Origin of the sequence: Mycobacterium sp. BK086, from assembly GCA_004362315.1 — a bacterium.
Classification (GTDB): domain Bacteria; phylum Actinomycetota; class Actinomycetes; order Mycobacteriales; family Mycobacteriaceae; genus Mycobacterium.
This window is the reverse complement of the sequence record SNWL01000010.1, coordinates 324,790-348,728: the sequence shown is the minus strand read 5'-3', so window position 1 is coordinate 348,728 and position 23,939 is coordinate 324,790. Positions and strand designations below refer to the sequence as shown.

Sequence of the window (23,939 nt, the reverse complement as noted above, 5' to 3'; positions counted from 1 at the left end):
ATTACCAAGCAGCACTGCGTTTCGGCTCGAAGCGCCCGCCCGCGGGCGTAGTCTCACCGCACATTCGTCATCCGTAACCGTATGACGCCATGAGGAGACCCGGGGGAGCTAAGCGTGACACGACGAGTCCGCCCATGAAGGGTCTGCTCCTGCGGTTGGCGACACTGGACGCCGACGCGGAGACCTGCGTCCGGGTGATCGCCTACTTCGATGCTCTGGTGGAACGCCGCGCGAGCCCCGAAGCGCTGGTCCGGGCCACCAGCGGGGTGGCGGAATGCTCCAGCGGGTTACAGCTGGGCGAGGACCGAATGTGGCGATTCAGCCCCGGAGGCGACGCATTGTCCAAAGATGCCTCCCGCGCCACGGTTCGCTTCGAGTTCGATATCAACGGCACACCCGCCTGCGTATGGCTGGAACGGCCGCGCCAGCCGGCCCCGCTCGATGACTTGGTGCTCGAGCGTGCGTCACTGGCGGCGCGGATGCTCCTGGGCGCGGTGGTGGGCCCCCAGGCCGCCCTCCTGGCAGATCCCACGCTCGTAGAGATGGTGCTCAGTAGCCATGCCGAGATTGCAGATCGGTCAGCCGCGTTGCGCCGCCTCGGTCTTGACCCTCAGCGACCCATCCAGGTGGCCGCGGTGTCTGCGGACGTCGAAGACCGCCCGATTGCCGAACTCGTCGCGCACATCTCAACGGTATATCCGGCTCGAGCAGCGTTTGCCGAAGTCATCGGCGGTATCGCCGCCGTATTGGTGCAACACCACGGCGCTTCTCCGCTCAATGCCGACGGCTTGCGCAACTCGCTGCGCGGCAGCTCCTTTCGTCACCGGCCGCGCATCGGCCTCGGCCGCGTGGTGCAGCCGCCCGCAGCCCATTCTTCTTGGCGACAAGCGCGCCTGGCGCTGCGACTGGCATCGGCCGCCGAACACTTCCACGCCGGCGACGATCCCGGTGCGGACGTGACCGATTACGACGAATTGGGGGTGCTTGCACTGCTGGCCGAGATACCGGCCGAACGTCTGCTGCAAGCAACCGACCTCATCGCGCTTGAGGCGCTGCATGCGACCGAACATGGGCCCGACGACATCGCCACCCTCGAGGCGTACTTCCGGGAAGGCTCGCTTCGGCAGACAGCAAACGCGCTGTATCTGCACCACAGCACCGTTTCCGCGCGACTCAGTCGCATCGAGGAGACCCTCAATTGGCACCTCGACGATCCGACGGGCCGGTTTCGCGCGCAGTTCGCCTTATGGTCCTATCGGCTGGCCCACGCCCCGACGTCCGAGTAGCCACCCCGACCGAGCAGCGCATCCCTGTGGGCGCGAGTTTAACTGCCAGCAGCCGCATTCGGGCCGCCCGGAGGCTGAACTAACTGTGCGGTAAGCAGTTTCACCATTCAGCATCGCCGATTGCTGGGCTGCGACACTGCTGAGGCCCTTCGCCCTACCGCACCGCAAGCAGGCAGGCAGGGCGATGCAGGGCAGGACGGCACGATCGCGCGTTCGGCGGACTGCGACGCCGCGATGAGCGCCAGATGGCGGATGACACAGCGATGCAACCGCTGCCACGATGTCTAGACCTCGATGTCGAAGGAAGCCGATGACATATCCGCTCGACCCCGAGATCGCCGCTGCTATTCCGTTTCTGCCGAACGTCGACCTTGCCGCGGATATCGCTGGCGCGCGGGCGCTGACAGAGAGCCTGGTAGCGGCGGTTAACGCCGAGATCGACACCGCGGGAGTCCGTGTGCGGGCGGTGTCGGTACCTGGACCACCGGACTCACCCGACGTGCCGATCCGCATCTACGCACCCGATACCGTCAACCACCCCTCACTGCTGTTCGATGTCCACGGCGGTGCCTTCATCACCGGAAGCCTGGCCCTCGACCACGTCCAGAACATCGAGTTGGCCAGAGACCTAGGCGTCGTCGTGGTTTCTGTGGGCTACCGGTTGGCGCCGGAAGCGCCGTTTCCTGCCCCGGTCGAAGATTGCTATGCCGCGCTGACCTGGGTCGCCAAGAACGCCCACGAGCTAGGCGTAGACCCCGACCGGATCGTGTTACACGGCGCCAGCGCCGGCGGCGGGTTGTGTGCTGCCCTGGCCTTGCTTGCACGCGACCGCGGGGGTCCGGCGATCGCCTTTCAATTCCTGTCGGTTCCCGAACTAGATGACCGACTCGCGTCACCGAGCATGCAGATGTTCACCGACACGCCGAATTGGAACCGGCCACTGGTGGAGATCAGCTGGGATTGCTATCTCGGGCCCGGTAAGCGCGGATCGGCCGATGTGTCGCCGTACGCCGCACCGGCCCGTGCAACCGATCTCACCGGATTGCCTCCCGCCTACATCTCAGTGATGGAGTTCGATCCGATGCGCGATGAGGGCATTGCCTACGCCCAGGCGCTGCTGTGCGCGGGGGTCACGGTGGAGTTGCATCTGTTTCCCGGCACGTTCCATGGCTCGGCGATGGTGAGACACGCCAGCATCAGTCGGCGTGAGGACGCCGAGCGCCTTACTGTTCTGAAACGAGCGGTGGGCGGCGACGACTGGTACCGCGATGCTCCGTAGCGCCTTCGGCGGGCGCATCGTAGAGCACCAGCGTGAGATGCCAATACCGTTGGAGCGCAAGGGATCACCGTGCGACTCGACTGGTTGCGCCGGTAAACCTTGGGCCAGTCGGCGGAACCGGCGAGTGGTGCGCTGATGACTGCAGGACATCGCGCTGACCGGTGGGGGACTGGACTACCGCTGCTGAGCGTCGACATTCGCACGCCGATGCGGGCGATCGGTGGTTTCGTCGCGATGTCGGCGGACGCAATCAGATTCACCTTCCGCCGCCCCTTTTACGCGCGCGAGTTCTGGGAGCAAGCCTGGTTTGTGGCCCGAGTGTCGATGTTGCCGACGCTGCTGGTGGCGATTCCGTTCACCGTCCTGGTGAGTTTCACACTCAACGTCCTGCTGCGTGAACTCGGCGCCGCAGACCTCAGCGGAGCGGGCGCGGCGTTCGGGGCCGTCACGCAGATCGGACCGATCGTCACCGTCTTGGTCGTGGCTGGGGCCGGAGCGACCGCGATGTGCGCCGATCTTGGGGCACGCACCATCCGCGAGGAAATCGATGCCTTGGAGATTTTGGGCATCAACCCCGTGCATCGCTTGGTGACTCCCCGCATCTTGGCGTCCTCGCTGGTGGCGCTGTTGCTGAACAACCTGGTGTGCCTCATCGGAATCTGCGGCGGGTTCGTTTTTTCGGTGTTCATTCAGAAGGTCAACCCGGGCGCGTTCGTCGGGGGTATCACGCTGCTCACCGGCGTACCCGAGCTGATCATCTCCAGCGTCAAAGCGGCCTTGTTCGGACTGACCGCAGGGCTGGTCGCGTGTTATCGCGGCCTGATCATCACTGGCGGCGGCGCCAAAGCGGTGGGTAACGCCGTCAACGAAACCGTGGTCTTTGCGTTCATGTGCCTGTTTGTCATCAACGTCATCGCGACCGCGATCGGCATCCAGGTGACAGCGTGATGACAGGGGCCAGACAATGCTAGAAGCCGTCTACCCCCGCGTATACCGCGCGGTGAATGCGCCCGTCGACCGATTCGGGCAATTGGGTGACCATGCCGCCTTCTACTGGAAGGCGCTCGTCGGGGCACCGGGCGCAGCATTGCGATATCGACGTGAAACGATCCGCCTGATCGCCGAGATCAGCATGGGCGTGGGGACCCTTGCCACTATCGGCGGAACCCTTGCGATCGTTGGCTTTCTGACCGTTTCCACCGGGGCGACACTCGCGGTGCAGGGGTACAGCTCGCTGGGCAATGTCGGCATCGAGGCGTTGACCGGATTCCTGGCAGCGTTCGCCAACGTCCGCATAGCCGCTCCGGTCATCGCTGGCATCGGCCTGACCGCCACCTTCGGTGCCGGCGCAACCGCCCAGCTGGGCGCCATGCGCATCAACGAGGAGATCGATGCACTCGAATCGATGGCGATCCCGCCAATCGCTTATCTCGTCGGAACCAGGATCGTCGCCGGGATGACGGTGATCGCGCCGCTCTACGCGGTGGCAGTCGTAACGTCATTTCTGGCAAGCAGATTCGTGACCGTGGAGATGCTCGGGCAATCGGCAGGACTGTACAACCACTACTTCGCGACCTTCCTCAACCCGATCGATTTGATGTGGTCGTTCGTGCAGGCGATTCTCATGGCCCTGGCGATCCTGCTCATTCACACTTACTTCGGGTTCTTCGCGTCTGGGGGACCAGCAGGTGTGGGCGTGGCGGTCGGCAACGCCGTCCGCACCTCATTGATGGTGACGGTGTCGATAACACTGTTGGTGTCGCTGGCCATCTACGGCACCAACGGCAACTTCAACTTGTCCGGGTGATCGAATGCACCTGTCGCCAAGAATGTTTCGCTTCGTGACCGGCGTCGCGTTCGCCGCCGTGCTGGTCATGATCGTCACAATTGCGTTGACCGCGTTCGCAGGTGGCTTCACCCGCAGTGTTCCGGTCACGCTCGTCGCGCCGCGTGCTGGACTGGTAATGGATCCCGATGCAAAGGTAACGATGCTCGGTGTGCAGGTCGGGACCGTGCAGTCGATCGAGGAACGCTCGGACAACCACGCCGTGCTGCACCTGTCGATCGATCCCTCCGAATTGGCGAAGATTCCGGCCAACGTCGTCGCAGACATCGCGTCGACCACGGTGTTCGGCGCCAAGTTCGTCCAACTGATACCGCCACAAGAGCCGTCCGCGCGCAGCATGTACGCCGGACAGGTTCTCCAGGCGCAACAGGTCACCGTCGAATTCAACACATTGTTCGAAAGGCTCGCCGAGATCCTGGGACAGATAGAGCCGATGAAACTGAATGAAGCCCTCGGGGTGATCTCCCGGTCGCTGAGTGGCCGCGGTGCCCAGTTCGGCCAGGGCTTAGCCGCCCTCGACGCCGCCCTGGCCAAGATCGAACCGTCGCTACCGGCGCTGTCCCACGAACTCTCGGTCGCTCCTCAAGTCCTTGCCGCCTACAACGACGCGGCCCCCGATCTGCTGAAGACCATGGCGAACGTCACGGCCATGAGCCGCACCCTGACCGACGAACAGCAGAACTTCGACACATTGTTGGTCAGTGTGATCGGATTGGCCGACACCGGCAATGAGGTGCTGGCGCAAAACCACTCAACCCTGACCGATGTCGTGCACCTGTTGCTGCCGACGTCAACACTGCTCGACCGCTACAACCCTGTGCTCACCTGCGGGCTGAAGGCGGTTGCCCAGTACGACAGGGACTCGCCGGTCGGCTACCAGAGTGGCAACCCGGCATCGGTCAACTTCACGCTCGGCCGTGAGCGTTACCGGTACCCGGACGATCTGCCCAAAGTGGGCGCAACGGGTGGCCCGCACTGTGAGTTCTTGCCTGTGCCCCACGGCGATACCGCGCCATTCCTGGTTGCCGATGTCGGCGCCAACCCATTCAAGTACGGCAACCAGGGAGTCGTACTCAACAGCGACGGACTCAAGCAACTGCTGTTCGGTCCGATCGACGGGCCGCCCCGTAACGTCGCGCAGATAGGTCAGCCCGGATGAGCATTCTGCGCAGCGCGGCATTCGTGAAATTCACGATCTTCATCATCGTGATGGCCTTCGCGTCGACGTTCCTATACATGGGCTTCATCCAAGTCCAAGCCGGCGGAGCCAAGAGCTATTCGGCGGTGTTCACCGACGCCTCAGACCTACGCTCCGGGGAGTCTGTCCGGGTCAGTGGCATCCGGGTGGGCACTGTTACCGGCGTGCAGCTCGGTGACGACCAGCACGTCACCGTGAGCTTCGACGTCGACGACTCCGTGCAGCTCACCACCGGCACCCGGGCCGTCATCCGCTATCAGAACCTTGTCGGTGATCGTTACCTCGCCCTACTCGACGGGCCCGGCCCGATCCAGATGTTGCCGGCGGGTTCCACCATTCCCAGCGACCGGACAGCGCCCGCGCTGGATCTCGATCTGTTATTAGGTGGACTGAAACCCGTTGTGCAGAGCCTCGATCCGCACGAGGTCAACGCACTGACCGGCTCACTGCTGCAGATCGTTCAGGGGCAGGACACGACGCTGGATTCGCTGTTCTCCAAGACCACATCCTTCACCACCGATCTGGCCGATCACGGTGAGGTCGTGCAGCAGCTTATCGACAATCTGCGCGATGTCATGGCGACGGTCGGACAAGATGGCGCCAAGTTCTCCGCTGCCATCGATCGTCTCCAACAACTCGTCGGGTCACTGTCGCATGACGCCGAACCCATCGGCAGCGCCATCGACGCGCTCGATAAGGGAACCGCTTCGGTGGCAGATCTGTTGGCCAACGTACGTGTGCCGCTGGCCGGCGCTGTCGATCAACTCGCACGCGTGGCGCCCAACCTCGACATGCACAAGGACTACGTCGATGGGGCGCTGCAGAAAGCGCCCGAGAACTTCCGCAAACTCGCCCGCATCGGTTCTTACGGCAGCTTCATCAACTACTACCTGTGCGACCTGACGCTGCGAGTCAACGACCCGTCCGGAAAAGTGCTGGTCCTTCCGTGGGTGCACTCCGATGCCGGACGCTGTCGGGAGTAACGATGCTCAAATACCGTGCCCAACAGCTGATTCGATCGGGATTCATCGGCGTCGTTCTCGTCGGTCTCGTCATCGCGATCGGTCTTGCACCCCAGATGTTGGTCACTTTGGCCACCACCATCCCCTATCAGGCGATGTTCGCCGAAGCGGGCGGGCTGATGCCGGGCAACGACGTCAAAGTTTCGGGGGTCGCCGTTGGCACCGTGAAGGCGGTGTCGCTAGATCGCGGCAAGGTGCTGGTCGACTTCACCGTCAAGGCATCCGTCAGGTTGGGTTCAGAAACCACCGCACACATCAAGATCGGATCCCTGCTAGGACGGCGGGTGCTCACTCTGGAATCGGCAGGTCCACAACGACTCGATGCCCGTGCGGTCATTCCGCTGTCTCGGACCTCGTCGCCATATTCATTGACCGATGCCCTCAGCGATCTGACCACCAATTCCGCCGGCACCGATACCGAACAGCTCAACTTGGCCCTCGATACACTCTCGACGACGCTCGACCGCATCGCGCCGCAATTGGCGCCAACATTCGACGGCTTGTCCCGCCTGTCACAGATCATCAACGCGCGCAACGAATCGCTTCGCGAACTGCTGGGCAGCACCGGCAATGTCAGCGGCGTCCTCGCCGAGCGCAGCCAGCAGATGAACGCCCTTATCCTCAATGCGAACACGCTGCTGGGTGTCCTTATCGACCGGCGTGACGCGATCGTCGGTTTGCTGCAAAACATCTCGGTGGTCGCGAAGCAGCTGTCTGGCCTGGTGCACGACAACGAAGCCGACCTCGCTCCGACGCTGGACCGCTTGAACTCTGTCACCGCGGTATTGCAGAAGAACCGGGACAACCTCGCGAAGTCGATCACTGGCGTGCGAAAGGTTGCTCAAACCAACGGTGAATCCGTCGCCGGCGGCCCATACGCCAACGTAACTTTGGGCAACCTGCTGCCCGGATCCTACATGCAGCCGTTCATCGACTGGGCATTCCGCGTGCAGCCGCGGACGTTGTTTCCGCTGCCCACCTGTGGCGATACCGGTGACTGCTACAGCCGAAAGGAATCTCCCTACATCCCTCAAGGACCCCGCAAATGAACCGGCCCCTAGCCCGGCGCCTGTGCGCCGGTGTACTCATCGGCGTAATCGTCTGCGCCGCAGCGATGCTCGGCTACAACCGGTTGAACCGGCCCACCACAATCACCGCGGTGTTCACCAGTGCCCCATCGATCTATATCGGCGACGACGTTCGGGTGGCGGGCGTCAAAGCCGGAACAATCTCGGCGATCCAACCGGAAGGAACTACCGTACGGTTGACGTTCAGAGTGGACAAAGACGTGCCGATCCCAGCCAACGCCCAGGCAATCATCGTCGCCGAAAACCTCATCGCCGCACGCTATGTGCAACTCAGTCCGCCCTACGAAACCACCGGTCCGACGATGCGCGACGGTGACGTGATTCCGCTCGACCGCACTGCGGTCCCGGTTGAATGGGACGAGGTCAAAGACCAACTCGACCGGCTTGCCGTCGCATTGGGCCCCACGAACGGCGCACCGACCGGGTCACTGGGCCGATTCTTCGACAGCGCCGCGGCGGCCATGGACGGCAACGGGGACAAGCTGCGCCAAACGCTCAAAGAACTATCGGGCGTCGCACGCATCCTCGGTGAGGGCAGCGGCAACATTGTCGACATCCTCAAGAACCTGCAGCGATTCGTCACCGCGTTGCGCGACAGCAATCAGGAGATCGTCCAGTTCGAGGACCGGCTGGCCACCTTATCCAGTGTCCTGGACGGCAACCGGTCAGACCTTGACGGCGCGTTGAGCACCTTGTCCGTGGCCGTCGGGGACGTGCAGCGGTTCGTCGCCGCCACCCGCGACAGGACATCCGAGCAAGTAGTCCGGCTAGCGGACGTCACGCAGAACCTTGCCGACAACAAGGGAGAAGTCGAGGAGTTGCTGCACATCTTCCCCAACGTGTTGGCCAATGGCTACAACATCTATGACCCCCTGACGGGCGGCGGCGGGGGAACGTTCGTCTTCAGTGGCTTTTCCAACTTGCCCCAGCTGTTGTGCGGTGCACTCGTCACCAATACCAACAACAACCCAACGGAGACCGCCAAGAAGTGTGCAGAGTACCTGGGACCGTTGATGCGCCTGTTCAACTTCAACACGCTCCCCATTGCGTGGAACCCCTTCCTGAAACCGTCGGTACCCCCGGATCGGCTCATCTACACCGAGCCCGGTCTGATTCCGGGCGCCCCCGCAGCGCCTGAATCGCAGCGACCCGCACCGCAGGGGCTGCCCGATATGCTGCTGCCAGCGGAAGCGCAACCGAAATGACGCGCACCCGCAGGTGGTCCTGCGTCGCGATCGTGGTGACCGTGACGTTGTCGTTGAGCGGATGCCAATGGCGCGGGTTGAATTCGCTGCCCCTACCGGGGGCCACCGGACGGGTCCCCGGCGCCGCCGTCTACTACATCGACATCTCCGATGTCGGCTCGTTGGACTCGAATTCGCCGGTGAAGCTCAATGACGTCACGGTGGGCAGTGTCGGCGACATGTCGGTGCACAACTGGCACGCCCGCGTCACCGTCTTCATCGAACCCGGCATCACAGTGCCCGCCAACGCGACTGCCACCGTCGGACAAACCAGCCTGCTCGGGTCGAGCCACATCGCGCTGGACCCTCCGGTGGGCGCGGTCCCCACTGGCCAGCTCCCCGCGCGCTCGACGATCCCGCTGAGCCGATCAACCACTGCGCCGACCACGGAGCAGACCCTCGCCGCCCTCTCGGTTGTGGTCAACGGCGGCGGCCTCGGCCAAATCGGCGACATCGTCAAGCAATTCAACAACGCTTTGAACGGACGCGAGGGCGCGATCCGCGACCTGCTGACCCGGCTCGATACCTTCGTCGGTGTGTTCGCGGCCCAGCGCGCCGACGTCATCGCCACCATGGAACAGCTCAACGCATTGACCGCCACGATCGCCGGACAACGCGACACCATCACCCGGGCGTTGGCCGAGTTGCCTCCGGCACTGGACATCCTGGTTCGCGAAGAACCCCGTCTGACTGCTGCGCTGGACAAACTTCATGTCTTCAGCGACACCGCTACCGGTGTCATCAGCGACGTGAAGACCGACCTCGTGGCGAACTTGCGCCACCTCGAGCCCACTGTGCGCGCGCTGGCCGATGTCGGCGAGGACATCGACACGGCAATTGCGGCGGCGACAACTTTCCCGCAAAACCAGTACTTCATCGACCACGCTGTGAAGGGCGACTACGTCAACCTGGCCGGTGCGTTCGATTTCACCCTGCCCAGACTCAAACACGATCTGCTGGCGGGCACCCGGTGGGGTGACATCGGCGTCGCGCTGCAGGCGGCCTTGGGAGATCCTGGCTACGCCGAGCAGAACCCGGGCACGCCGCCGGCTGCTGACCCGACGAACCCTGCGCAATCGCCTCCGGCCGTCCCCGGGGGGCGCTGATGCTGACTCGAATAGTGCGTGCTCAGCTCGGGATCTTCGTGGTGATAGGCATGTTGGGGATGTTGTCGGTGGCGTTCACCTACATGCAGATCCAGTCGCTGTTGGGCCTGGACCGCCTCACCGTGACCCTGCAGCTACCCGCCACCGGCGGACTGTACCGCTTCAGCAATGTCACCTATCGAGGCGTTCAGGTCGGCAGAGTGACAAAGGTGCAATTGGCCAAACACGGCTCCCAACTTGCCGTGGACGCCACCCTGTCGCTGAGTAGTACGGCTCAGATCCCGGCCGATCTCGAGGCACATGTCCGCAGTGTTTCAGCAGTGGGGGAGCAGTACGTCGACCTGCGTCCCCGTAGCCAGGGCGCTCCTTTCCTGCAGGATGGCTCGGTCATCGCCGTCGCGGACACCAGCATCCCGCGAGCCATCGGCCCGGTGTTGGACAACGTCAAAACGCTGTTGGCCACGATGCCCGAAGGCTCCCTGCACACGCTCGTCGACGAGGGCTACAACAGCGTGAAGGGCGGCCAGTACGATCTGCAATCTCTGATCGACTCCAGCGCCACCTTCTCCATTGCCCTCGACACCGCCGGTGAACCGACGCACGCGTTGTTCAATGACGCGGCACCGCTGGTGGATTCCCAGACGACATCCATCGACGCGCTCCGTGTCTGGTCACGCAGTCTGGCCGGACTGACAGATCAACTGCGCGACAACGACCCTCAGATACGAACCCTGCTGCAGACCGGTCCGGGGTTCGCTCAGGAAGCCACCCGTCTGTTCAACCAACTCAAGCCCACCCTTCCGATTCTGCTGGCCAATCTGAGCACCCTCGGCGAAATCACGGCAACCTACAACGCATCGCTGGAACAGGTCCTCGTTCTGTACCCGCCCTACGTCGCGGGCCTGATCACCGGCTCACCCGCCCACAATCCGCAGGGAATGTTGCTGGGCAACTATGCGCAAGAGTTCAACGACCCGCCAACATGCAACGTCGGCTACCTGCCGCCAAGCGCGTGGCGCGCACCCTCGGACACGACGACCATCGACACACCCGACGGCCTCTACTGCAAACTGCCGCAAGATTCACCGATCGCAGTCCGCGGACTGCGCAACTACCCGTGCATCCGGAAGCCCGGCAAACGCGCACCGACCGCCGCGATGTGCAACAGCGACCAAAACTACGAGCCACTGGCCCAGCGCAATCCGCCGATCGGGCCATTCCCCCGCGACCCGAATCTGGAAGCCCAAGGCGTTCCACCCGACAGCCGCTGGTTCCCCGATCAAGGTTTGTACTCCCCACCAGGTGAAGGGCCCGGCGTCCCGCCGACCCAACCGCCGGCGCCCCCACCGCCCGGTCTGCCGGTGTCGCCGCTGCCGAGGGATATCTACAACAGCGACGGCCTTGCCCCACCGCCAGTTTCGCCACCTCCGGCCGAAGGAAGCGGATCAGCGGCCGCTACCGACCCGCCCGTTCCATCCACGCCCGCCGCCGGCTTCAGCGGGGCAGTAGCGCCGGCCGGTGCGGTTGCTACAGCGATGTACAACCCCCGCACCGGTGAATACATCGGCGCAGACGGGCGGGTTTACCGCCAAGCCGACCTCGTCCCCCTGACAGCGCACAAGACCTGGAAGGACCTGGTTCTCAGCGAATAGCGCTCGGGAGGCGATGGAAGCTCGGCCCCGGCGCCAATCCGCGGGGCATGATCGAAGAAAGAGGTGGTCAGATGCGGCAAGCGATCTCGCCACGATGGGCCGCTGCGGCGTTCGGCGTCGGCGCATTGGTGGTCGCCGTGGTGTTCAACCTGCAGCCGGCACCCGCGCACGCCGATGTCGCGCTCGCAGGCAACACCGAACGGCTGCGGTTCTACGGAACACAGCTCTCCGGCGCGCTGTTCGATGGCCGCACTCTGATCGGCAAACCAGCCGTCATCTGGTTTTGGACGCCTGCGCCCGACTGTGGAGTCTGCGCTCAGGAGGCGCCGGTTCTGAGCCGGGTTTCGGCAGCGAATCCGCAAGTGACGTTCCTCGGAGTCGCGGGCAGATGGGACGCCGCCTCGATGAAGCGGTTCGTGATCACCTACCAGCTGCAGTTCACTAATCTCACCGACGCTAACGGTGAACTATGGCGATCGTTCGGGGTGCCTTGGCCGTCGGCCTGGGCGTTCCTGCGGCCCGACGGGTCAGGAGACCTCGTCAACAACATCGCGATGCCCATGTCCGAAGACGATCTGACGGCGCGTGTCGCGGCATTGACGGGTAACTGATGATGCGCACATCGCGGCGGCCTGTGTGCATTGCCCTTGCCTGCAGCGCCGCAGCAACGGTCGGAGGGATGGTGGTGACGGATGTTCCCGCACAAGCCGATAGCCCGTTAGCCGGCCAGTACACCGTGGTGACTGCTCACGGCGGCCCGTCGACGTGGACGATCACCTCTGCCTGCACGCCTGCCTGCGCCGCCTCTGTCGCCAGTTCCCGGGGCTGGCGGGGTTATGCAACCCTGACCGACAACTCGTGGACGATGTCGGTGTACCTCGGAAACTGGCCCGACTCTTCATATCCCGTTGATCCCGCGATTTGCCCGAGCTCACCGGCTGGCGATCTGGTACAGCACTGGACGTGGAACGGCGACACGCTGACGGGCTCGGTCGAAACCGTCCGCGGCGATCAGTGTGGCGGTCCCACCACGGTCGACAGTGCCGATATTGCGCTCGAACCAACGACGTGACACCCCAGGACCGATCCGAATTAGACTCAAGGAAACCCTATGTGGCGCGTGATCTACTACCCAGTCGCCGTCGTGGTCATCTCAGCGGTGGCTTTTGGCGCTGCGCCCACGGCGTCGGCCGATGCAAGTGAAGACTGGTTCCTCTACGAGCTCTATCGGACTCAGCAGAAATGGTTCTGGCCTTTCGCGGAGCCCTACATCCTCGGTGTCGGTCACAACGTTTGCGACGAGTGGGCGAGCGGCACCGGCTACGACGATGCAGTACAGGCCGTTGCTAACGACCAGCGTTGGACTCGCCGCAATGCGCGGTACTTCATTGCGTTGGCGACCCGCGCTTTCTGCCCGGATGACTACACCACCGCAATACCCCCTCAGGGCCGCATACCCAACCTGCCGTCCTGACAACCGCACGCGCACTCCGCGAGAAAGGGGACACGCAATCGTGTGGTGCAGAAGTATTCACGCCGGCATTGCAGCGGTGCTGCTTGGTGGGACAACCATGCCATTTGCGGCGCGTGGCGATCCTGGTCCGGCCTGCAACGACCCGAGCTGTGTGCCGGGAATCAACAGGGTCGTCGAGCTCGGCGCCTACTGCGACAACGTGATCTACAACGTCTTCGCCACCACCCCGACGGGACGAGTCGTCTTCTGCGACTCGGCGAAGGGTCTGGCGCCCAGGTACTTTCGGGCGTTGCCCGTCGCTGGTATCCGGGAATTCAACGCACCTTGCGATCAGCCCTACAACCAGATGGCTCAAGCTCCGGATGGCCTGTTTCTTCTGTGCGCCACGGCCCTACACGAGGATGGCAGCGGTGAAACCCGTTGGGTGCGTGCCGATCACTGGTCCGAAGACTAGCGCGCCTCGAGGTCCGCGATCTGTCGGCCGACCCGCGTGCGGGCGCCGGCAGCTTTGCCGCCGGGTGCCACGTGATGCGGCATCGGCAGGCGCTATCGAAATCCCGCTGATCGCGGACGACCGATCGATGAACCACCTGCGTTGGTGCCCGCTGGCCCATTGCGGGACACGTCGTGGATCCGCGTCTTCGACGGCGCCGCGGAGGGCAGCTACAGGGAGCGCTAGTCGCTATTGCGAACGCAGCCCGTACTCAATATGGTCGATGATCAAGGAAGCCTTCGGATCCGCGAGGTGGGACTGCGCGACGGCGTGGCACACCCGGTGTCCAACGGAGGAAATTCCGAGCTTGGACATCACGGAACCGCTGGACGAGGATCGCGATTTGCGAGGGCTCCACAACGCGCCAGCAGCCACGCGGATCGCCGCACGCTGCAGACATTCTCAATACCGCCAACCCCTGGAGAGCTGTGAGCACGACAAGCGACACCAACGACACGAGTACCCTTCCCGCTTTCCCACCAGTGCGTGCGGCGTCGTGTCCGTTCGATCCGCCTGCGGAATTCGCCGAATGGCGCGCGCAGGACGGTCTGAAACGCGTGGAGTGGAACGGCAATACGGTATGGGCGGTCAGCCGCTATCACGACATCAAGACCGCACTGACCGACCCCCGGGTCAGCGCCGACACGGCCGGCAAACTCATCCAGGAATTCCCAGGGGGGTTCCAGGTATTTCCGCGCATGGATGATCCCGAGCACAACCGCATCCGCCGCATGCTAACCAAAGACTTCACCGTCAAACGAGTCCAGGCGATGCGCCCGAAAATCCAGGAGATGGTCGACACCGCCCTGGACGAGATGATCGCCAAGGGTGCGCCCGCAGACCTCGTGCAGGGCTTTGCATTGCCGGTTCCGACACTGGCCATCTCGTTGCTGCTCGGGGTGCCCTACGAAGACCACGAATTCTTCCGGGAACACAGCAATGTCATGCTCGACATGGAGGCGACGAAAGAGGCGCACGATGCCGCCACCACCGCGCTGTTCCTGTACTTGACCGAGCTGATCGATCGGAAGGAGAAGGATCCTACGGACGGTTTGATCAGCCGGGTGTTGCACGAACACGTGCTCGCCGGCGACCTCGACCGCTTCCATCTGGCCGCCAATTGCGTACTGCTGCTTGAGGCCGGGCACGAGACGACGGCAAACATGATCGCGTTGAGCACTCTCTATCTGCTGCACCATCCCGAGGCGATGGCCCGGTTACGCGACACTGACGACCCGAAAGTGATCGCAAAGGCCTGCGAAGAACTGCTGCGCTATCTGACCATCGTGACCAGCCTCGTCGACCGCATCGCCGCAGAGGACATCGAGATCGGCGGCCAGCTCATCCGCGCCGGTGAGGGCATGATCCTCAATCTCCCTGCCGGCAACCGGGATTCGGCATTCCTTGATGACCCCGACGCCTTCGACATCGACCGCGACAACCAGGGTCACATTGCCTTCGGCTACGGTACCCACCAGTGCATCGGACAGCTACTGGCCCGCGCTGAGATGGAGATCGCGATACCCACATTGCTGCGCCGGCTTCCACAGCTGCGGCTCAACGTGCCGTTGGAGTCGCTGGACCTGCGGCATGGGATGGGCGTCTTCGGTGTGCACTCCATGCCTGTCTCGTGGTGAGCTCGGTGCGGGGGAGTCGCCCACCCACACGATGCTGAACATGTTGGCCTACAGCGGCTTTGATGCCTGTTGTCCAACCGATGAGGTTCCGCATCCAGGGTCGTCATTCGTGCATCGGACGGCCCGATTCGTGACAACGTGGTCGACATTGCCGGCCGCCGGCATACATGCCGTCGAATTCAACGGGGAGACGCGAGGATGCGATCGTGACGCGGCGATCATCTGATCCGCGCGCTCTCGACCACATGATCGCGCGCGACCAGATTCATCAACTGGCGGATCGGTATGCCGTAGCGGTCGATGGCAAGGATGTCGACAGCATCGCCGCGCTCTTTGTCGAGGACGTCGACAATGGCCGTTACGGGCCCGGACGTGACGGAGTGAAGACGTTCTACGACCATGTTCTCCGCGAATTCCACTGCTCGATGCACCTGGTTGCTAACCATCCCATCGAACTCGACGACGATCACCGCGCGCACGGTGTGGTCTACTGCCGCGCCCAGCATCACGTACTCGACCCGGAGCACTGGTTTGACATGGCACTGGCGTACTTCGACACGTACGAGCGTGTTGGCGACGAATGGTTCTTTCGCCGTCGCGTCCTCAAGTCGTGGTACCGGCAAGAGTTCGGCCACCCGGAGCATGGAACCGATCGGGTGACGACACCCGTTTCGACTGAAGGACCCATGCGAGGAATGCAACTGCCCGAGGGGTTTCCGACGTTCGAATCGTTTTGGGCGCGTGGTCCTCGCCCATTGCCCGAGCGCGGGACATGACTCGATTGGAGATCGGGCTCGGCATTCCACATACGGGTGCGCACGCGACTCCCGAGTGGGTGCGTCAGTGGTGCACGACCGCCGACGATGCTGGCTTCGGGGTGTTGTGGGGCGCCGATCACGTGGTGATGCCGCGCTATGTGGAATCGGAGTATGTACTGCCGCGCACTCCAGCGATGATCGCCGAGGATGCGGTGTCGGATCTGCTGTCGCCGAATTTTGAGCTCATCACCACCATGGCGGTGGTCGCCGCGGTCACGCACCGGATCCGCATCGGTAGTGCGGTGGAAGTGTTGGCCATCCGCAATGCGGTGCTCAACGCACGCCAACTGGCTACCGTCGACCGTTACTCGGGTGGGCGCGTTATATGCGGGGTCGGCGCGGGGTGGCTGAAGGAAGAGGCCGACGCCATGGGCATGCCGTGGGACCGGCGCGGTGCCCGCACTGACGAGCATATTGCGTTGTTGCGCACCCTTTGGACCGCGCCGGGCAAGCACGTCGAGTTTCACGGCGAGTTCTGGGACGTCCCGGCGATGGATCCCGAGCCGCGCCCAGTGCAGCAACCCATCCCGATCCTGGTCGGTGGTCACAGCGTCGCCGCGATCGACCGCGCCGCGCGGCTGGGCGACGGCTGGATTGCCGCGCAGATGTCACCGCAACGGCTAGCAGAGATGCTCCCCACCCTCCGCGCTGCCGCAGAGCGCCACGACCGCGACCCATCAACGCTTTTGATCTACTGCAGCAGCCCAGGGGCAACCACCCTCGACGGGGTCCGGGCCTACGAAGCACTCGGCGTCCACTCCCTCCAGGTCGGCGTCGACACCCTCGATGGTCTCAAGCGGTTCGCCGACGAAGTGCTACCCCATGTGTGCTAACAGCACGCGACGTATCGAGCAGTCCGTGACCTGGGCGTGGTTGGACCCTGGGTGCGGCGAATCGGCCCCGGTGCCGACGTCGTACCCGACTCGGGATTGAGACTTCGGGCCACCCCGTGCCCACCCTGCGCACCCAACTCACCATCCGCGGCCGGTACCTACTCAGTGTCCTCGACGAAGAAAGCCGACTGCTCCAAATCGCCTCCCGCACACCAGCCAAGCACCGAGCGCACCTAGACGACGCCTACACGGCGGACACCGGCGGGCTCTGCACCGAGCTCGGCCACTGGCGTGCAAATTGCCCACGGCGCACTTCGAGGAAGCAGGGTCAGCCTCTTCGCGGTCACCAAGTACTGACCTAGCATTGACAGCGATTTGGCGTGCTTGGTCGTTCCCGGAAGAGGGCGGTGTGACAAATTTCGATGTGCGGTTCGCCGACCGGAGTGATTTGGAAGACGTGCGTACCGCCATCGCGTCACTGCTGGTAGAGCTGAGTGGCGATGTTGCGCGGATGATGGCGAATTTCGAATCTACGTACCAGTTCTTGGTGTCGCGCCATGTCGGCGGTGTGCTCGTAGCGCGAGAGTCTGAGTCGCGTGAGATCGCCGGGGTGCTCACGTATTCGAAACAGGCGGCCTTGAGGGCGGGCGGCCAATACTGTTTGATCCAGGAGCTTTGGGTGACCAGTTCATGGCGCAGTCATGGCATCGGAGCACGGCTGATCAAATTCTTGCGGGATGAAGCTGCGCCCGAGATTTCACAATTCGAAGTTGGACTTCCCGGACCCGGATTCCCACGTCGTGATGCGACGCAGGCTTTCTACGAGCGGTTGGGCTTCGCGGTGATAGGCGTCAGGGCTCAATCACGGTCTGGGTGACGCTCCGCTGGGTCGTATCGTCGAGCCGAGAACTGCCGGGTGCCCAGCACACCGCAGGACTCGGCCATCCCGTAGGCAAGGCGGACGCGTCGACGATGCCGACTCGTTGCTTGACAACAGTGTTCGATGTTACGGGTTGGCGGCGAGCTCCTTTTGAGCCAGCGTGAGCTTCCGCGACCCTGCACCGACTGCCTGAATGTCAACGGTCGCTCGATCCCGAAATCCACACTGTCGCAATATATTCGTACCCTGCGCGAGGCTGGAACATGATGCTCACCGGCAGTGCGCACCGTGCGGTCGCCCATCACGCACCCTCGGACAGCGGGGCAGTGCTGCTGAACACGTCGTCGACGACGGCCAGCACGCTTCGGGCGGGCCGGTAGCGGTCGTGGCGGTAACCAGACAACCAGCGCATGTTCTGGTCCAGCGTGGGGGCGACGCCGGTGAAGACGCAGTACTGCCAGCCGATCTCGGCGCACGCTGCCTCCGCTAATGCAATCTGGGATTGCGCACGCGCGAGGACGTCGGCGCGTTTGACGTCTACGACGCAGCCGCCGCCGTCCGAGAGCCGCAAGAAAGAGTCCGGAACGTGGTGCGCCGCATGCACAGTGCCACACGGCCACAGAAACGCCAGCGGCTGAGCAGAAACGACGACCACCTCCGCGGTGAAGTCCGCCACCATCAAGGCATCACGCTCTAACAGCGACTCGAACACACATGCCTACGCGACGTGGAGAGCCACCACCGGCCGTCATAGTTGCGTTTGCCGCTCCACGAATAAAACCACCGGATATGCTCAGCAGTCTCGACCGGCACGCCGCTCACCTCGGCGCCCACCTGCCGGCTCGCAACATCGGGGGCAACTGGCCGGCCAACGCTGTCTACCTACGACTGTCCGGTCTCAGTCATGTTGTCATCCGCTAACTGTGAGAATGTCAAGTTGGCTGAGACGATGCCGCTTCCGACCAGCCATCTGTTCATCGTCGCTTCCGACCCGACAAAGCCGTCACTGAAGTGCCCAACCTTGGACGGAGTTAGACACCGAACGAGTCGGTTGGTTCCAGCGCGTCCATCAGCACGAGTGGTATCGCGCGGTCAGTGGATTCCTGGTATGCAGAATAGGGGGGAAAGATGCTCACCATGTATCGCCAAACCGCCTTGCGCTCAATACCTTCGGGTTCGCGCCAGCTGGCGCGGAAGGCCTGTGTGGCGATTTGAAATTCGACGTACTTGTGTGCGCGGATGTTGAGATACCAGTCGGGGTGCCGGTCCGCTCCACCCTTCGACGCGACGATTACCACCTCGCCCGCGAAGGTGCCATAAATGAGGGGGTTGATGAACGTCCGGCCGGACCGCCGGCCGCTCGTCTTGAGTAAGCAGTGGGTTGTCAAGGTATGTCCGCCGACGTCGGAGATGTCCATAATGTGGCCCCGAGTCCCGCCTGAGTCCAGATACATCTGACGGTGTTCTGTTGCCCAATTGCCTCGACCGGCCCGAATTGCCGCCGCACTTGCATCGTTCATCTGGCGTTCTTCCTGTTTGGACTTCTTGTCGTCTAGCAGCTGGAGATGCCAGCAGGTTTCCATCAGTCCTCTGTCGGCGGCGGCCGCTCGATAAGTGCGCCGTGGACGAGGACAGGGGCGACGTAAGCGGCGCATGCGCCGAGCCGTTCTAGTCTGTACACGCGCCCACCCATACTCTAAACTATTAGATGCTGGGTGGCAGGATTATTAGATGGCAGGACAATCCGTTAAGAAGAAGCTGTCCCTTCGAACCGGATGGCGGGGATCACGGGGCTGCGCACCGCCGGCCGGCGTTGTCCACTCAGGTCCTGGCCGAGGCTCGGCGTGCATTGGCCAGCGATTCCGGCCGCGACGGGCCCACGTGACGTGCGTGGGCGATGCCGTTGATGACGCCGGCCAGCAGCTGGTCTAGGTGCTCGGCGCTCGTAACTGGCCGGTCACCGGCGGCCAGCCTCATCAACACGCCGCTGACGAAACTCATGACCCCGCCAACCTGTTCGTCAATCACCGCCCGATCGAGTTGCCCGTTAGGTTGCGATCGGATGACGAGGTCTCGGTGCAACTGGGTGAACAACGCAAAGTTAGCCCGGAACACATCAGCGATCGCCGGTTCGCGGTTCGCATGAAGCAGCAGTTCAAAGCGTGCCTTCGTGCGGCTCAACCCGGGTTCATGCGCTGAGGCCATGATCGTGGTAGCAAGCGCCGAAGGTTCGTGGGCGCTCACATCGTTGTCGTCAAGCGCCTCGGCTGCCCGGGTGAAGTCCGCCAAGTCCAGTTCGCAAAGACGTTTAGCCACGGCGAGCAACAGGGCCGAGCGCGTACGAAAATAGAACGACGTACTCCCGGCGGGCACTCCAGCTTGACGGTCGACTCTTGGGTGGCTCAACCCCTTGGCGCCCTCGTCGGCGAGAAGTCGAATCGCCGCGTCACACAGCGTTCGGCGACGCTCGTCGCCGTCGGGTTTGCGCCGCTCCACAAGACGTAATCTTAGCCACGGAGGTCAGCCCGGCCCGGCGATAGCTTCAAGTATTCGGGCATCAAATCGGCGAGTTGCCGTATCTCTCTCTGTGGCGTGGTGCGGCGTGTCCGCCGCGTGGACCCAACGCCGCCGCAAATGCCACTCTGAGAAAATGGAGATGCATCGGGCCGAGGAAGGCAGGTTGCACATGGCAGACGACCCGATGTCGGTCAACTACATTCGCGATCTGCATGTTGCCGCGGACCCGTACCGGTTCTTTGAGTCGTTGCGTACGCGCTGCCCCGTTGTCCGTGAACCTCATCACGAGGTCGCGACGGTGTCGGGATGGCAAGCGGCCGTGGATGTTTACAACGACGCGGAGACGTTCTCTTCGTGCATCACGGTGTCCCCCGGCCCCTTTCCTTGGTTTCCCTGTACCGCTGAGGCGGGAAGACACATTGCTGCCCTCATCGCAGCGCATCGCGACGAGATTCCATTCGGCGACTAAGCTCCCGCCGGTGCGCACCAGTCACCGTGCACTGTTGATGCGGTTGATCACACCGAAGCGCCTCAGGGAGAACGCGAACGCGATGTGACAGCTGGCCGACCTTGTGATGGATGCGTTTCTCGCACCTGGCGACGGTGACGTCGTTAATGGTTTCGCCGCCCCTTGACGCTGTTGGCGGAGTGGCAGCACGGACCGTAGTCGTTGGCGCACAGTCCACTCGATGTGCTGCACGGTCAGTGCGGCGCTTTGTCCCGAGGTGTTCACATTGACCGACGACGGTTATGCGGCTGCGGCTTTCGGCGAAACGCCGCCAAAGTTCCGGGGGCAAAGGCACCCTCATCGACTGCACGGAAGCGCCCATCAGCGAGGTGAGCCCGCCCCCTCGCTGGGTGTCGCTCGCAGAGCGACCTCAGGGGACGAGCTGACGGGTGCCCGGCGGTATGGTCAGTCGCACGCGCCGAAGCCGCGAGCGCCCAGCCGTCGCGACAATAGATCTCGTGTCGGTAGCATCGTCGGCTCCTCCCTCGCCGGAGCGGGTACGAACATCGTGTCGACTCCAGTCGGCACGATGTTCGGCGCGCGGTAGGCTAGGTGTCGCGAATTGTTGGCGCCGGCCGGCCTTAGGCGTTCAAGAAGGACAGGATCGCGGGGGCCGCCTGCTCCCAGGTATCGAACAAGTTGAAGCGCTGCACTTTTCCCGAAGCGCGGTCCTCACCGGCTCGCTCCCAGGCGTCCTCCGGCCAGGGCGGGTCAATTAGCTGCGATCCCTTGATCAAGCAGTTGATCTCCAGGGAGGTCCGCTTGGGGTGATCCAAGTCGTTCTCTCCGCCGCGGATGATCAGCGTTGGCACAGTGATGTTGTCGAACATCTCGTCTGCGACACCGGGAATGGTTTGACCGGGCTTGGGTACGAACGCATTGAGCCAGCGGAGCATGAGTTTGAGGAACTCATCGGCATCGAGGGCGAGTATACGTTCTTCGTTGACAGCACTGGCCTTGATGCATTCCTGCCATTCATCCAGTCGGGCAACCGCTTTCATCCCCTCGCCACGCACAGCCAGGATGCTTGGCACGATGTAATAGGCGCCGAGCACGAATGAGCCATAGACACCCCCCACGATGTTCCACACCACCAGCTTGGTGACGATTTCGGGATAGTGCATTGCGGTGATCAGCGAATCGCGTGCTCCGCCGCTGCCTCCCGCGATGATGCAGGGGCCGATTTCAAGCTTGGTGATCAGCTGCTGCAGGGTATGAGCGCGCATGTGTGATTCGCTGTCGCCGTAGAACTGCACATCAGACTTGCCGCAGTTGGGGCGGTCCCACAACAACACACGGTAGCCGCCGTCGACCAACTTCTGCGCCAGCGGCCGCAGTCCTGGGATGTCTTTGCTGTAGCGGCCACCTGGGGTCAGAACGACGAACTCTCCAGTGTCGCCCAGGATTTCGTAGACGACGTTTCCGCCGTTGATCTCCATGATCTTCTCGCGTCCGTCGAGCTTTGGCGTCCGCATTATCGGCGTCGTCACGACTGCACCACCCGCGCGGTCGTCGCCGTTGGGTTCCTGAAAAATGTCAGCGCGGATACCACGTCAGAACACCCGGGCCTGGCCCTCGATGGCAGGCACCGTGTCGGGCAGCTTGTAGGTCTGGATGCCGTTGCGGAACATGATGGCCTCACGGGCGTGCTCAGGCAGATGTTTGACCAGCCAACGCGGATCGTCGAACGTCCAATGTGGGTAGTCGCTGCTGAACAGCAGGATCTTCTCACACTCCATCCATTCCAACGCTCGGCGGAGTTCCGTTTTGTCTTCGGGGTAGTCCAGCGGCTGGGTGGTGAACTTAATGTGGTCTTTGACGTAGTCGCTGGGCTTGCGTTTGATGTCCATCCACGATTTGCGCTTGGCGTAGATGGCGTCCATCCGCCACATCAACGGCAAGATCCAGGTGAATGCGTGCTCGACGAAAACAATCCGCAAAGTGGGAAACCGGTCGAACGTGCCGTCGAAGATCAGGCTCATCACCTGGTTGGCGGCCAGCAGTGAGTAGCTGACCATGAAATCGTGGTTGTAGCTCGGGAATCCCACCGGCGGGATGGGCAATTCGTCGAATTGGCCACGGGAGAGGTGGCAGCTGACGGTGATGTCGTGCTTGGTGGCCGCGGCCCAGATCGGGTCGTATTTCCGATCGCCCCACGACGGTCGGCGCTCGGCTTTGATCAGAACCTGCGCCATGAACCGATGGTCTGACCACTTCTCGATTTCTAGGGCAGCCAGTTCAGGCGCTTCTACTGCGACACAGATCGAGCCACGCCAGCGCTCGTGCCAGTTGTTGTGGCTGTCGAGCCAGTGATTGGCCTGCCAGTGGTTGAGTGCTGAGTTGATCGCATGCTCGGCCTCCGGTATCCGCGCGGGGTAGGCCGCGGGTTCGAGAATGGCGATGTCCGATCCGGCCTCCATGATGAGTTGACGAAACGCCATCTCGGGGTCGCTGCAGGCGAATTCACCGTCGGAAGGAAAAGCATCGACACGCATCGCGTAGGCGTGAGCGTAATCGGGTGCGTCGTAATAGATCAGGTCGCCAACCGCGTGATTCGTGAAGTAATTGCTGCGCCAGGGCTCGGGGATGTACTCGATGAGCTGACCCCGTTTGGGCATCGGGTGCACGTCCGCGTCTACGCATCGCACGGCGATCCGTTCGGTGGCGGGCACCCGAGGGTTGGTGTAGGTAGTCACGCGGCCTCCTTGCTTGCGCTATTGAGCCGCACCGGCGGCGGACGCGACCGGGACCCACTCGGGTTCAGAACCGGGATATTGGTCTTCAGGGTCGCGTGCACAGTCAAGGTGTTTCCCGCCCGGGCGGGGAACAGATCCATCGCATAGTCGGCGAAGCCCCGGCTGGCGAACGGCTCCCGCATGACCGACGTGCGCAGCTCCTGATTCGACGGAAAGAAGATGCGGACGCGGGCGTCGGTCAGCAGAACCGCGGTTTCGTCGACGTACTGCACTGCGGCACGGCCTCCCGAAGTTGCCAGTCATATTGCGCGACACATCAGTACGCACCGAAGTCCCGCCCGCGGTCAACCAACTCTAGTAGA

Annotated in this window: 25 protein-coding genes; 19 read left to right on the top strand and 6 right to left on the bottom strand. The window is 63.1% G+C overall.

The features are described from left to right. Window positions 1–134: 134 nt before the first annotated feature. The 18 genes from EV580_RS33465 (at window position 135) to EV580_RS33375 (ending at window position 17,853) form a co-directional block, all read left to right on the top strand. Complete coding sequence (locus EV580_RS33465) at window positions 135–1,286, top strand: PucR family transcriptional regulator (RefSeq protein ID WP_158279048.1); 1,152 nt, start codon at window positions 135–137, stop codon at window positions 1,284–1,286. A gap of 310 nt (window positions 1,287–1,596) precedes the next feature. Continuing rightward, entirely contained in the window at window positions 1,597–2,565 is a 969-nt protein-coding gene (locus EV580_RS33460; protein ID WP_133697158.1) for an alpha/beta hydrolase, read from the top strand. Window positions 2,566–2,700: 135 nt separating this feature from the next. Continuing rightward, window positions 2,701–3,513 carry an MlaE family ABC transporter permease gene (locus EV580_RS33455; protein WP_108055517.1) on the top strand — a complete coding sequence of 271 codons (813 nt, stop codon included), beginning with the start codon at window positions 2,701–2,703 and terminating at the stop codon, window positions 3,511–3,513. Between the two features lie 16 nt (window positions 3,514–3,529). Next, entirely contained in the window at window positions 3,530–4,372 is an 843-nt protein-coding gene (locus EV580_RS33450; protein ID WP_108055319.1) for an MlaE family ABC transporter permease, read from the top strand. Window positions 4,373–4,376: 4 nt separating this feature from the next. After that, window positions 4,377–5,570, top strand: a complete 1,194-nt coding sequence (locus tag EV580_RS33445) for an MCE family protein (protein ID WP_502703956.1) — start codon at window positions 4,377–4,379, stop codon at window positions 5,568–5,570. Then, window positions 5,567–6,592 carry an MCE family protein gene (locus EV580_RS33440; RefSeq protein WP_132165476.1) on the top strand — a complete coding sequence of 342 codons (1,026 nt, stop codon included), beginning with the start codon at window positions 5,567–5,569 and terminating at the stop codon, window positions 6,590–6,592. Before EV580_RS33445 ends, EV580_RS33440 begins: the two co-directional genes overlap by 4 nt. Before the next feature lie 2 nt (window positions 6,593–6,594). After that, entirely contained in the window at window positions 6,595–7,680 is a 1,086-nt protein-coding gene (locus tag EV580_RS33435) for an MCE family protein (protein WP_133697202.1), read from the top strand. After that, complete coding sequence (locus EV580_RS33430) at window positions 7,677–8,924, top strand: MCE family protein (RefSeq protein WP_108055323.1); 1,248 nt, start codon at window positions 7,677–7,679, stop codon at window positions 8,922–8,924. The genes EV580_RS33435 and EV580_RS33430 overlap by 4 nt, the downstream gene beginning before the upstream one ends. Then, on the top strand, window positions 8,921–10,069 hold the full coding sequence (locus EV580_RS33425; RefSeq protein WP_132165472.1) for an MCE family protein: 1,149 nt from the start codon (window positions 8,921–8,923) through the stop codon (window positions 10,067–10,069). The genes EV580_RS33430 and EV580_RS33425 overlap by 4 nt, the downstream gene beginning before the upstream one ends. After that, window positions 10,069–11,721, top strand: a complete 1,653-nt coding sequence (locus tag EV580_RS33420; RefSeq protein WP_133697155.1) for an MCE family protein — start codon at window positions 10,069–10,071, stop codon at window positions 11,719–11,721. Before EV580_RS33425 ends, EV580_RS33420 begins: the two co-directional genes overlap by 1 nt. Before the next feature lie 71 nt (window positions 11,722–11,792). Next, the gene (locus tag EV580_RS33415; protein ID WP_165934757.1) at window positions 11,793–12,332 is read left to right on the top strand and encodes a redoxin domain-containing protein; all 540 of its coding nucleotides are present in this window, start codon (window positions 11,793–11,795) and stop codon (window positions 12,330–12,332) included. Window positions 12,333–12,406: 74 nt separating this feature from the next. Beyond that, entirely contained in the window at window positions 12,407–12,793 is a 387-nt protein-coding gene (locus EV580_RS33410; RefSeq protein WP_166655007.1) for a hypothetical protein, read from the top strand. 39 nt (window positions 12,794–12,832) lie between these two features. Further along, window positions 12,833–13,195 carry a DUF732 domain-containing protein gene (locus EV580_RS33405; protein ID WP_108055328.1) on the top strand — a complete coding sequence of 121 codons (363 nt, stop codon included), beginning with the start codon at window positions 12,833–12,835 and terminating at the stop codon, window positions 13,193–13,195. A gap of 97 nt (window positions 13,196–13,292) precedes the next feature. Further along, window positions 13,293–13,649 (top strand): hypothetical protein, encoded by a 357-nt coding sequence (locus EV580_RS33400; protein ID WP_183508715.1) that lies wholly within the window; start codon window positions 13,293–13,295, stop codon window positions 13,647–13,649. Between the two features lie 467 nt (window positions 13,650–14,116). Continuing rightward, window positions 14,117–15,325 carry a cytochrome P450 gene (locus tag EV580_RS33395; protein WP_133697153.1) on the top strand — a complete coding sequence of 403 codons (1,209 nt, stop codon included), beginning with the start codon at window positions 14,117–14,119 and terminating at the stop codon, window positions 15,323–15,325. Between the two features lie 167 nt (window positions 15,326–15,492). Further along, on the top strand, window positions 15,493–16,101 hold the full coding sequence (locus EV580_RS34595) for a nuclear transport factor 2 family protein (protein ID WP_132165462.1): 609 nt from the start codon (window positions 15,493–15,495) through the stop codon (window positions 16,099–16,101). Next, on the top strand, window positions 16,098–16,976 hold the full coding sequence (locus EV580_RS33385) for a TIGR03619 family F420-dependent LLM class oxidoreductase (protein WP_132165460.1): 879 nt from the start codon (window positions 16,098–16,100) through the stop codon (window positions 16,974–16,976). Before EV580_RS34595 ends, EV580_RS33385 begins: the two co-directional genes overlap by 4 nt. A 409-nt stretch (window positions 16,977–17,385) precedes the next feature. Further along, window positions 17,386–17,853: a GNAT family N-acetyltransferase gene (locus tag EV580_RS33375; RefSeq protein ID WP_132165458.1), complete on the top strand. Its 468-nt coding sequence runs from the start codon at window positions 17,386–17,388 to the stop codon at window positions 17,851–17,853. A 304-nt stretch (window positions 17,854–18,157) separates the two neighbouring features. On the opposite strand, the gene EV580_RS33370 is transcribed toward EV580_RS33375, so the two are convergent. From EV580_RS33370 to EV580_RS33360, 3 genes are all read right to left on the bottom strand, one after another. Beyond that, entirely contained in the window at window positions 18,158–18,568 is a 411-nt protein-coding gene (locus EV580_RS33370) for a TnsA-like heteromeric transposase endonuclease subunit (RefSeq protein ID WP_183519987.1), read from the bottom strand. Between the two features lie 319 nt (window positions 18,569–18,887). Then, complete coding sequence (locus EV580_RS33365) at window positions 18,888–19,439, bottom strand: nitroreductase/quinone reductase family protein (protein ID WP_286171984.1); 552 nt, start codon at window positions 19,437–19,439, stop codon at window positions 18,888–18,890. Window positions 19,440–19,677: 238 nt separating this feature from the next. Then, complete coding sequence (locus tag EV580_RS33360) at window positions 19,678–20,352, bottom strand: TetR/AcrR family transcriptional regulator (protein ID WP_133697152.1); 675 nt, start codon at window positions 20,350–20,352, stop codon at window positions 19,678–19,680. Window positions 20,353–20,542: 190 nt separating this feature from the next. Between EV580_RS33360 and EV580_RS33355 the strand changes: the two genes are divergently transcribed. Then, the gene (locus EV580_RS33355; RefSeq protein WP_133697150.1) at window positions 20,543–20,842 is read left to right on the top strand and encodes a hypothetical protein; all 300 of its coding nucleotides are present in this window, start codon (window positions 20,543–20,545) and stop codon (window positions 20,840–20,842) included. 620 nt (window positions 20,843–21,462) lie between these two features. Here EV580_RS33355 and EV580_RS33350 read toward each other — a convergent pair. From EV580_RS33350 to EV580_RS33340, 3 genes are all read right to left on the bottom strand, one after another. After that, window positions 21,463–22,356 (bottom strand): alpha/beta fold hydrolase, encoded by an 894-nt coding sequence (locus EV580_RS33350; RefSeq protein ID WP_132165500.1) that lies wholly within the window; start codon window positions 22,354–22,356, stop codon window positions 21,463–21,465. A 78-nt stretch (window positions 22,357–22,434) separates the two neighbouring features. Continuing rightward, window positions 22,435–23,577: an amidohydrolase family protein gene (locus EV580_RS33345; RefSeq protein ID WP_108055337.1), complete on the bottom strand. Its 1,143-nt coding sequence runs from the start codon at window positions 23,575–23,577 to the stop codon at window positions 22,435–22,437. Next, window positions 23,574–23,849 carry a hypothetical protein gene (locus EV580_RS33340; RefSeq protein ID WP_108055338.1) on the bottom strand — a complete coding sequence of 92 codons (276 nt, stop codon included), beginning with the start codon at window positions 23,847–23,849 and terminating at the stop codon, window positions 23,574–23,576. The genes EV580_RS33345 and EV580_RS33340 overlap by 4 nt, the downstream gene beginning before the upstream one ends. Window positions 23,850–23,939: the final 90 nt, after the last annotated feature.

What these genes read in the sequence shown, in the direction of transcription:
- EV580_RS33420 (WP_133697155.1), top strand. Translation starts at nt 10,069, where the DNA reads ATGCTGACTCGAATAGTGCGTGCTCAGCTCGGGATCTTCGTGGTGATA.
- EV580_RS33355 (WP_133697150.1), top strand. Translation starts at nt 20,543, where the DNA reads ATGGCAGACGACCCGATGTCGGTCAACTACATTCGCGATCTGCATGTT.
- EV580_RS33350 (WP_132165500.1), bottom strand. Translation starts at nt 22,356, where the DNA reads ATGCGGACGCCAAAGCTCGACGGACGCGAGAAGATCATGGAGATCAAC.
- EV580_RS33430 (WP_108055323.1), top strand. Translation starts at nt 7,677, where the DNA reads ATGAACCGGCCCCTAGCCCGGCGCCTGTGCGCCGGTGTACTCATCGGC.
- EV580_RS33385 (WP_132165460.1), top strand. Translation starts at nt 16,098, where the DNA reads ATGACTCGATTGGAGATCGGGCTCGGCATTCCACATACGGGTGCGCAC.
- EV580_RS34595 (WP_132165462.1), top strand. Translation starts at nt 15,493, where the DNA reads ATGCCGTCGAATTCAACGGGGAGACGCGAGGATGCGATCGTGACGCGG.
- EV580_RS33460 (WP_133697158.1), top strand. Translation starts at nt 1,597, where the DNA reads ATGACATATCCGCTCGACCCCGAGATCGCCGCTGCTATTCCGTTTCTG.
- EV580_RS33440 (WP_132165476.1), top strand. Translation starts at nt 5,567, where the DNA reads ATGAGCATTCTGCGCAGCGCGGCATTCGTGAAATTCACGATCTTCATC.
- EV580_RS33445 (WP_502703956.1), top strand. Translation starts at nt 4,377, where the DNA reads ATGCACCTGTCGCCAAGAATGTTTCGCTTCGTGACCGGCGTCGCGTTC.
- EV580_RS33415 (WP_165934757.1), top strand. Translation starts at nt 11,793, where the DNA reads ATGCGGCAAGCGATCTCGCCACGATGGGCCGCTGCGGCGTTCGGCGTC.
- EV580_RS33405 (WP_108055328.1), top strand. Translation starts at nt 12,833, where the DNA reads ATGTGGCGCGTGATCTACTACCCAGTCGCCGTCGTGGTCATCTCAGCG.
- EV580_RS33435 (WP_133697202.1), top strand. Translation starts at nt 6,595, where the DNA reads ATGCTCAAATACCGTGCCCAACAGCTGATTCGATCGGGATTCATCGGC.
- EV580_RS33400 (WP_183508715.1), top strand. Translation starts at nt 13,293, where the DNA reads ATGCCATTTGCGGCGCGTGGCGATCCTGGTCCGGCCTGCAACGACCCG.
- EV580_RS33455 (WP_108055517.1), top strand. Translation starts at nt 2,701, where the DNA reads ATGACTGCAGGACATCGCGCTGACCGGTGGGGGACTGGACTACCGCTG.
- EV580_RS33365 (WP_286171984.1), bottom strand. Translation starts at nt 19,439, where the DNA reads ATGGAAACCTGCTGGCATCTCCAGCTGCTAGACGACAAGAAGTCCAAA.
- EV580_RS33450 (WP_108055319.1), top strand. Translation starts at nt 3,530, where the DNA reads ATGCTAGAAGCCGTCTACCCCCGCGTATACCGCGCGGTGAATGCGCCC.
- EV580_RS33465 (WP_158279048.1), top strand. Translation starts at nt 135, where the DNA reads ATGAAGGGTCTGCTCCTGCGGTTGGCGACACTGGACGCCGACGCGGAG.
- EV580_RS33425 (WP_132165472.1), top strand. Translation starts at nt 8,921, where the DNA reads ATGACGCGCACCCGCAGGTGGTCCTGCGTCGCGATCGTGGTGACCGTG.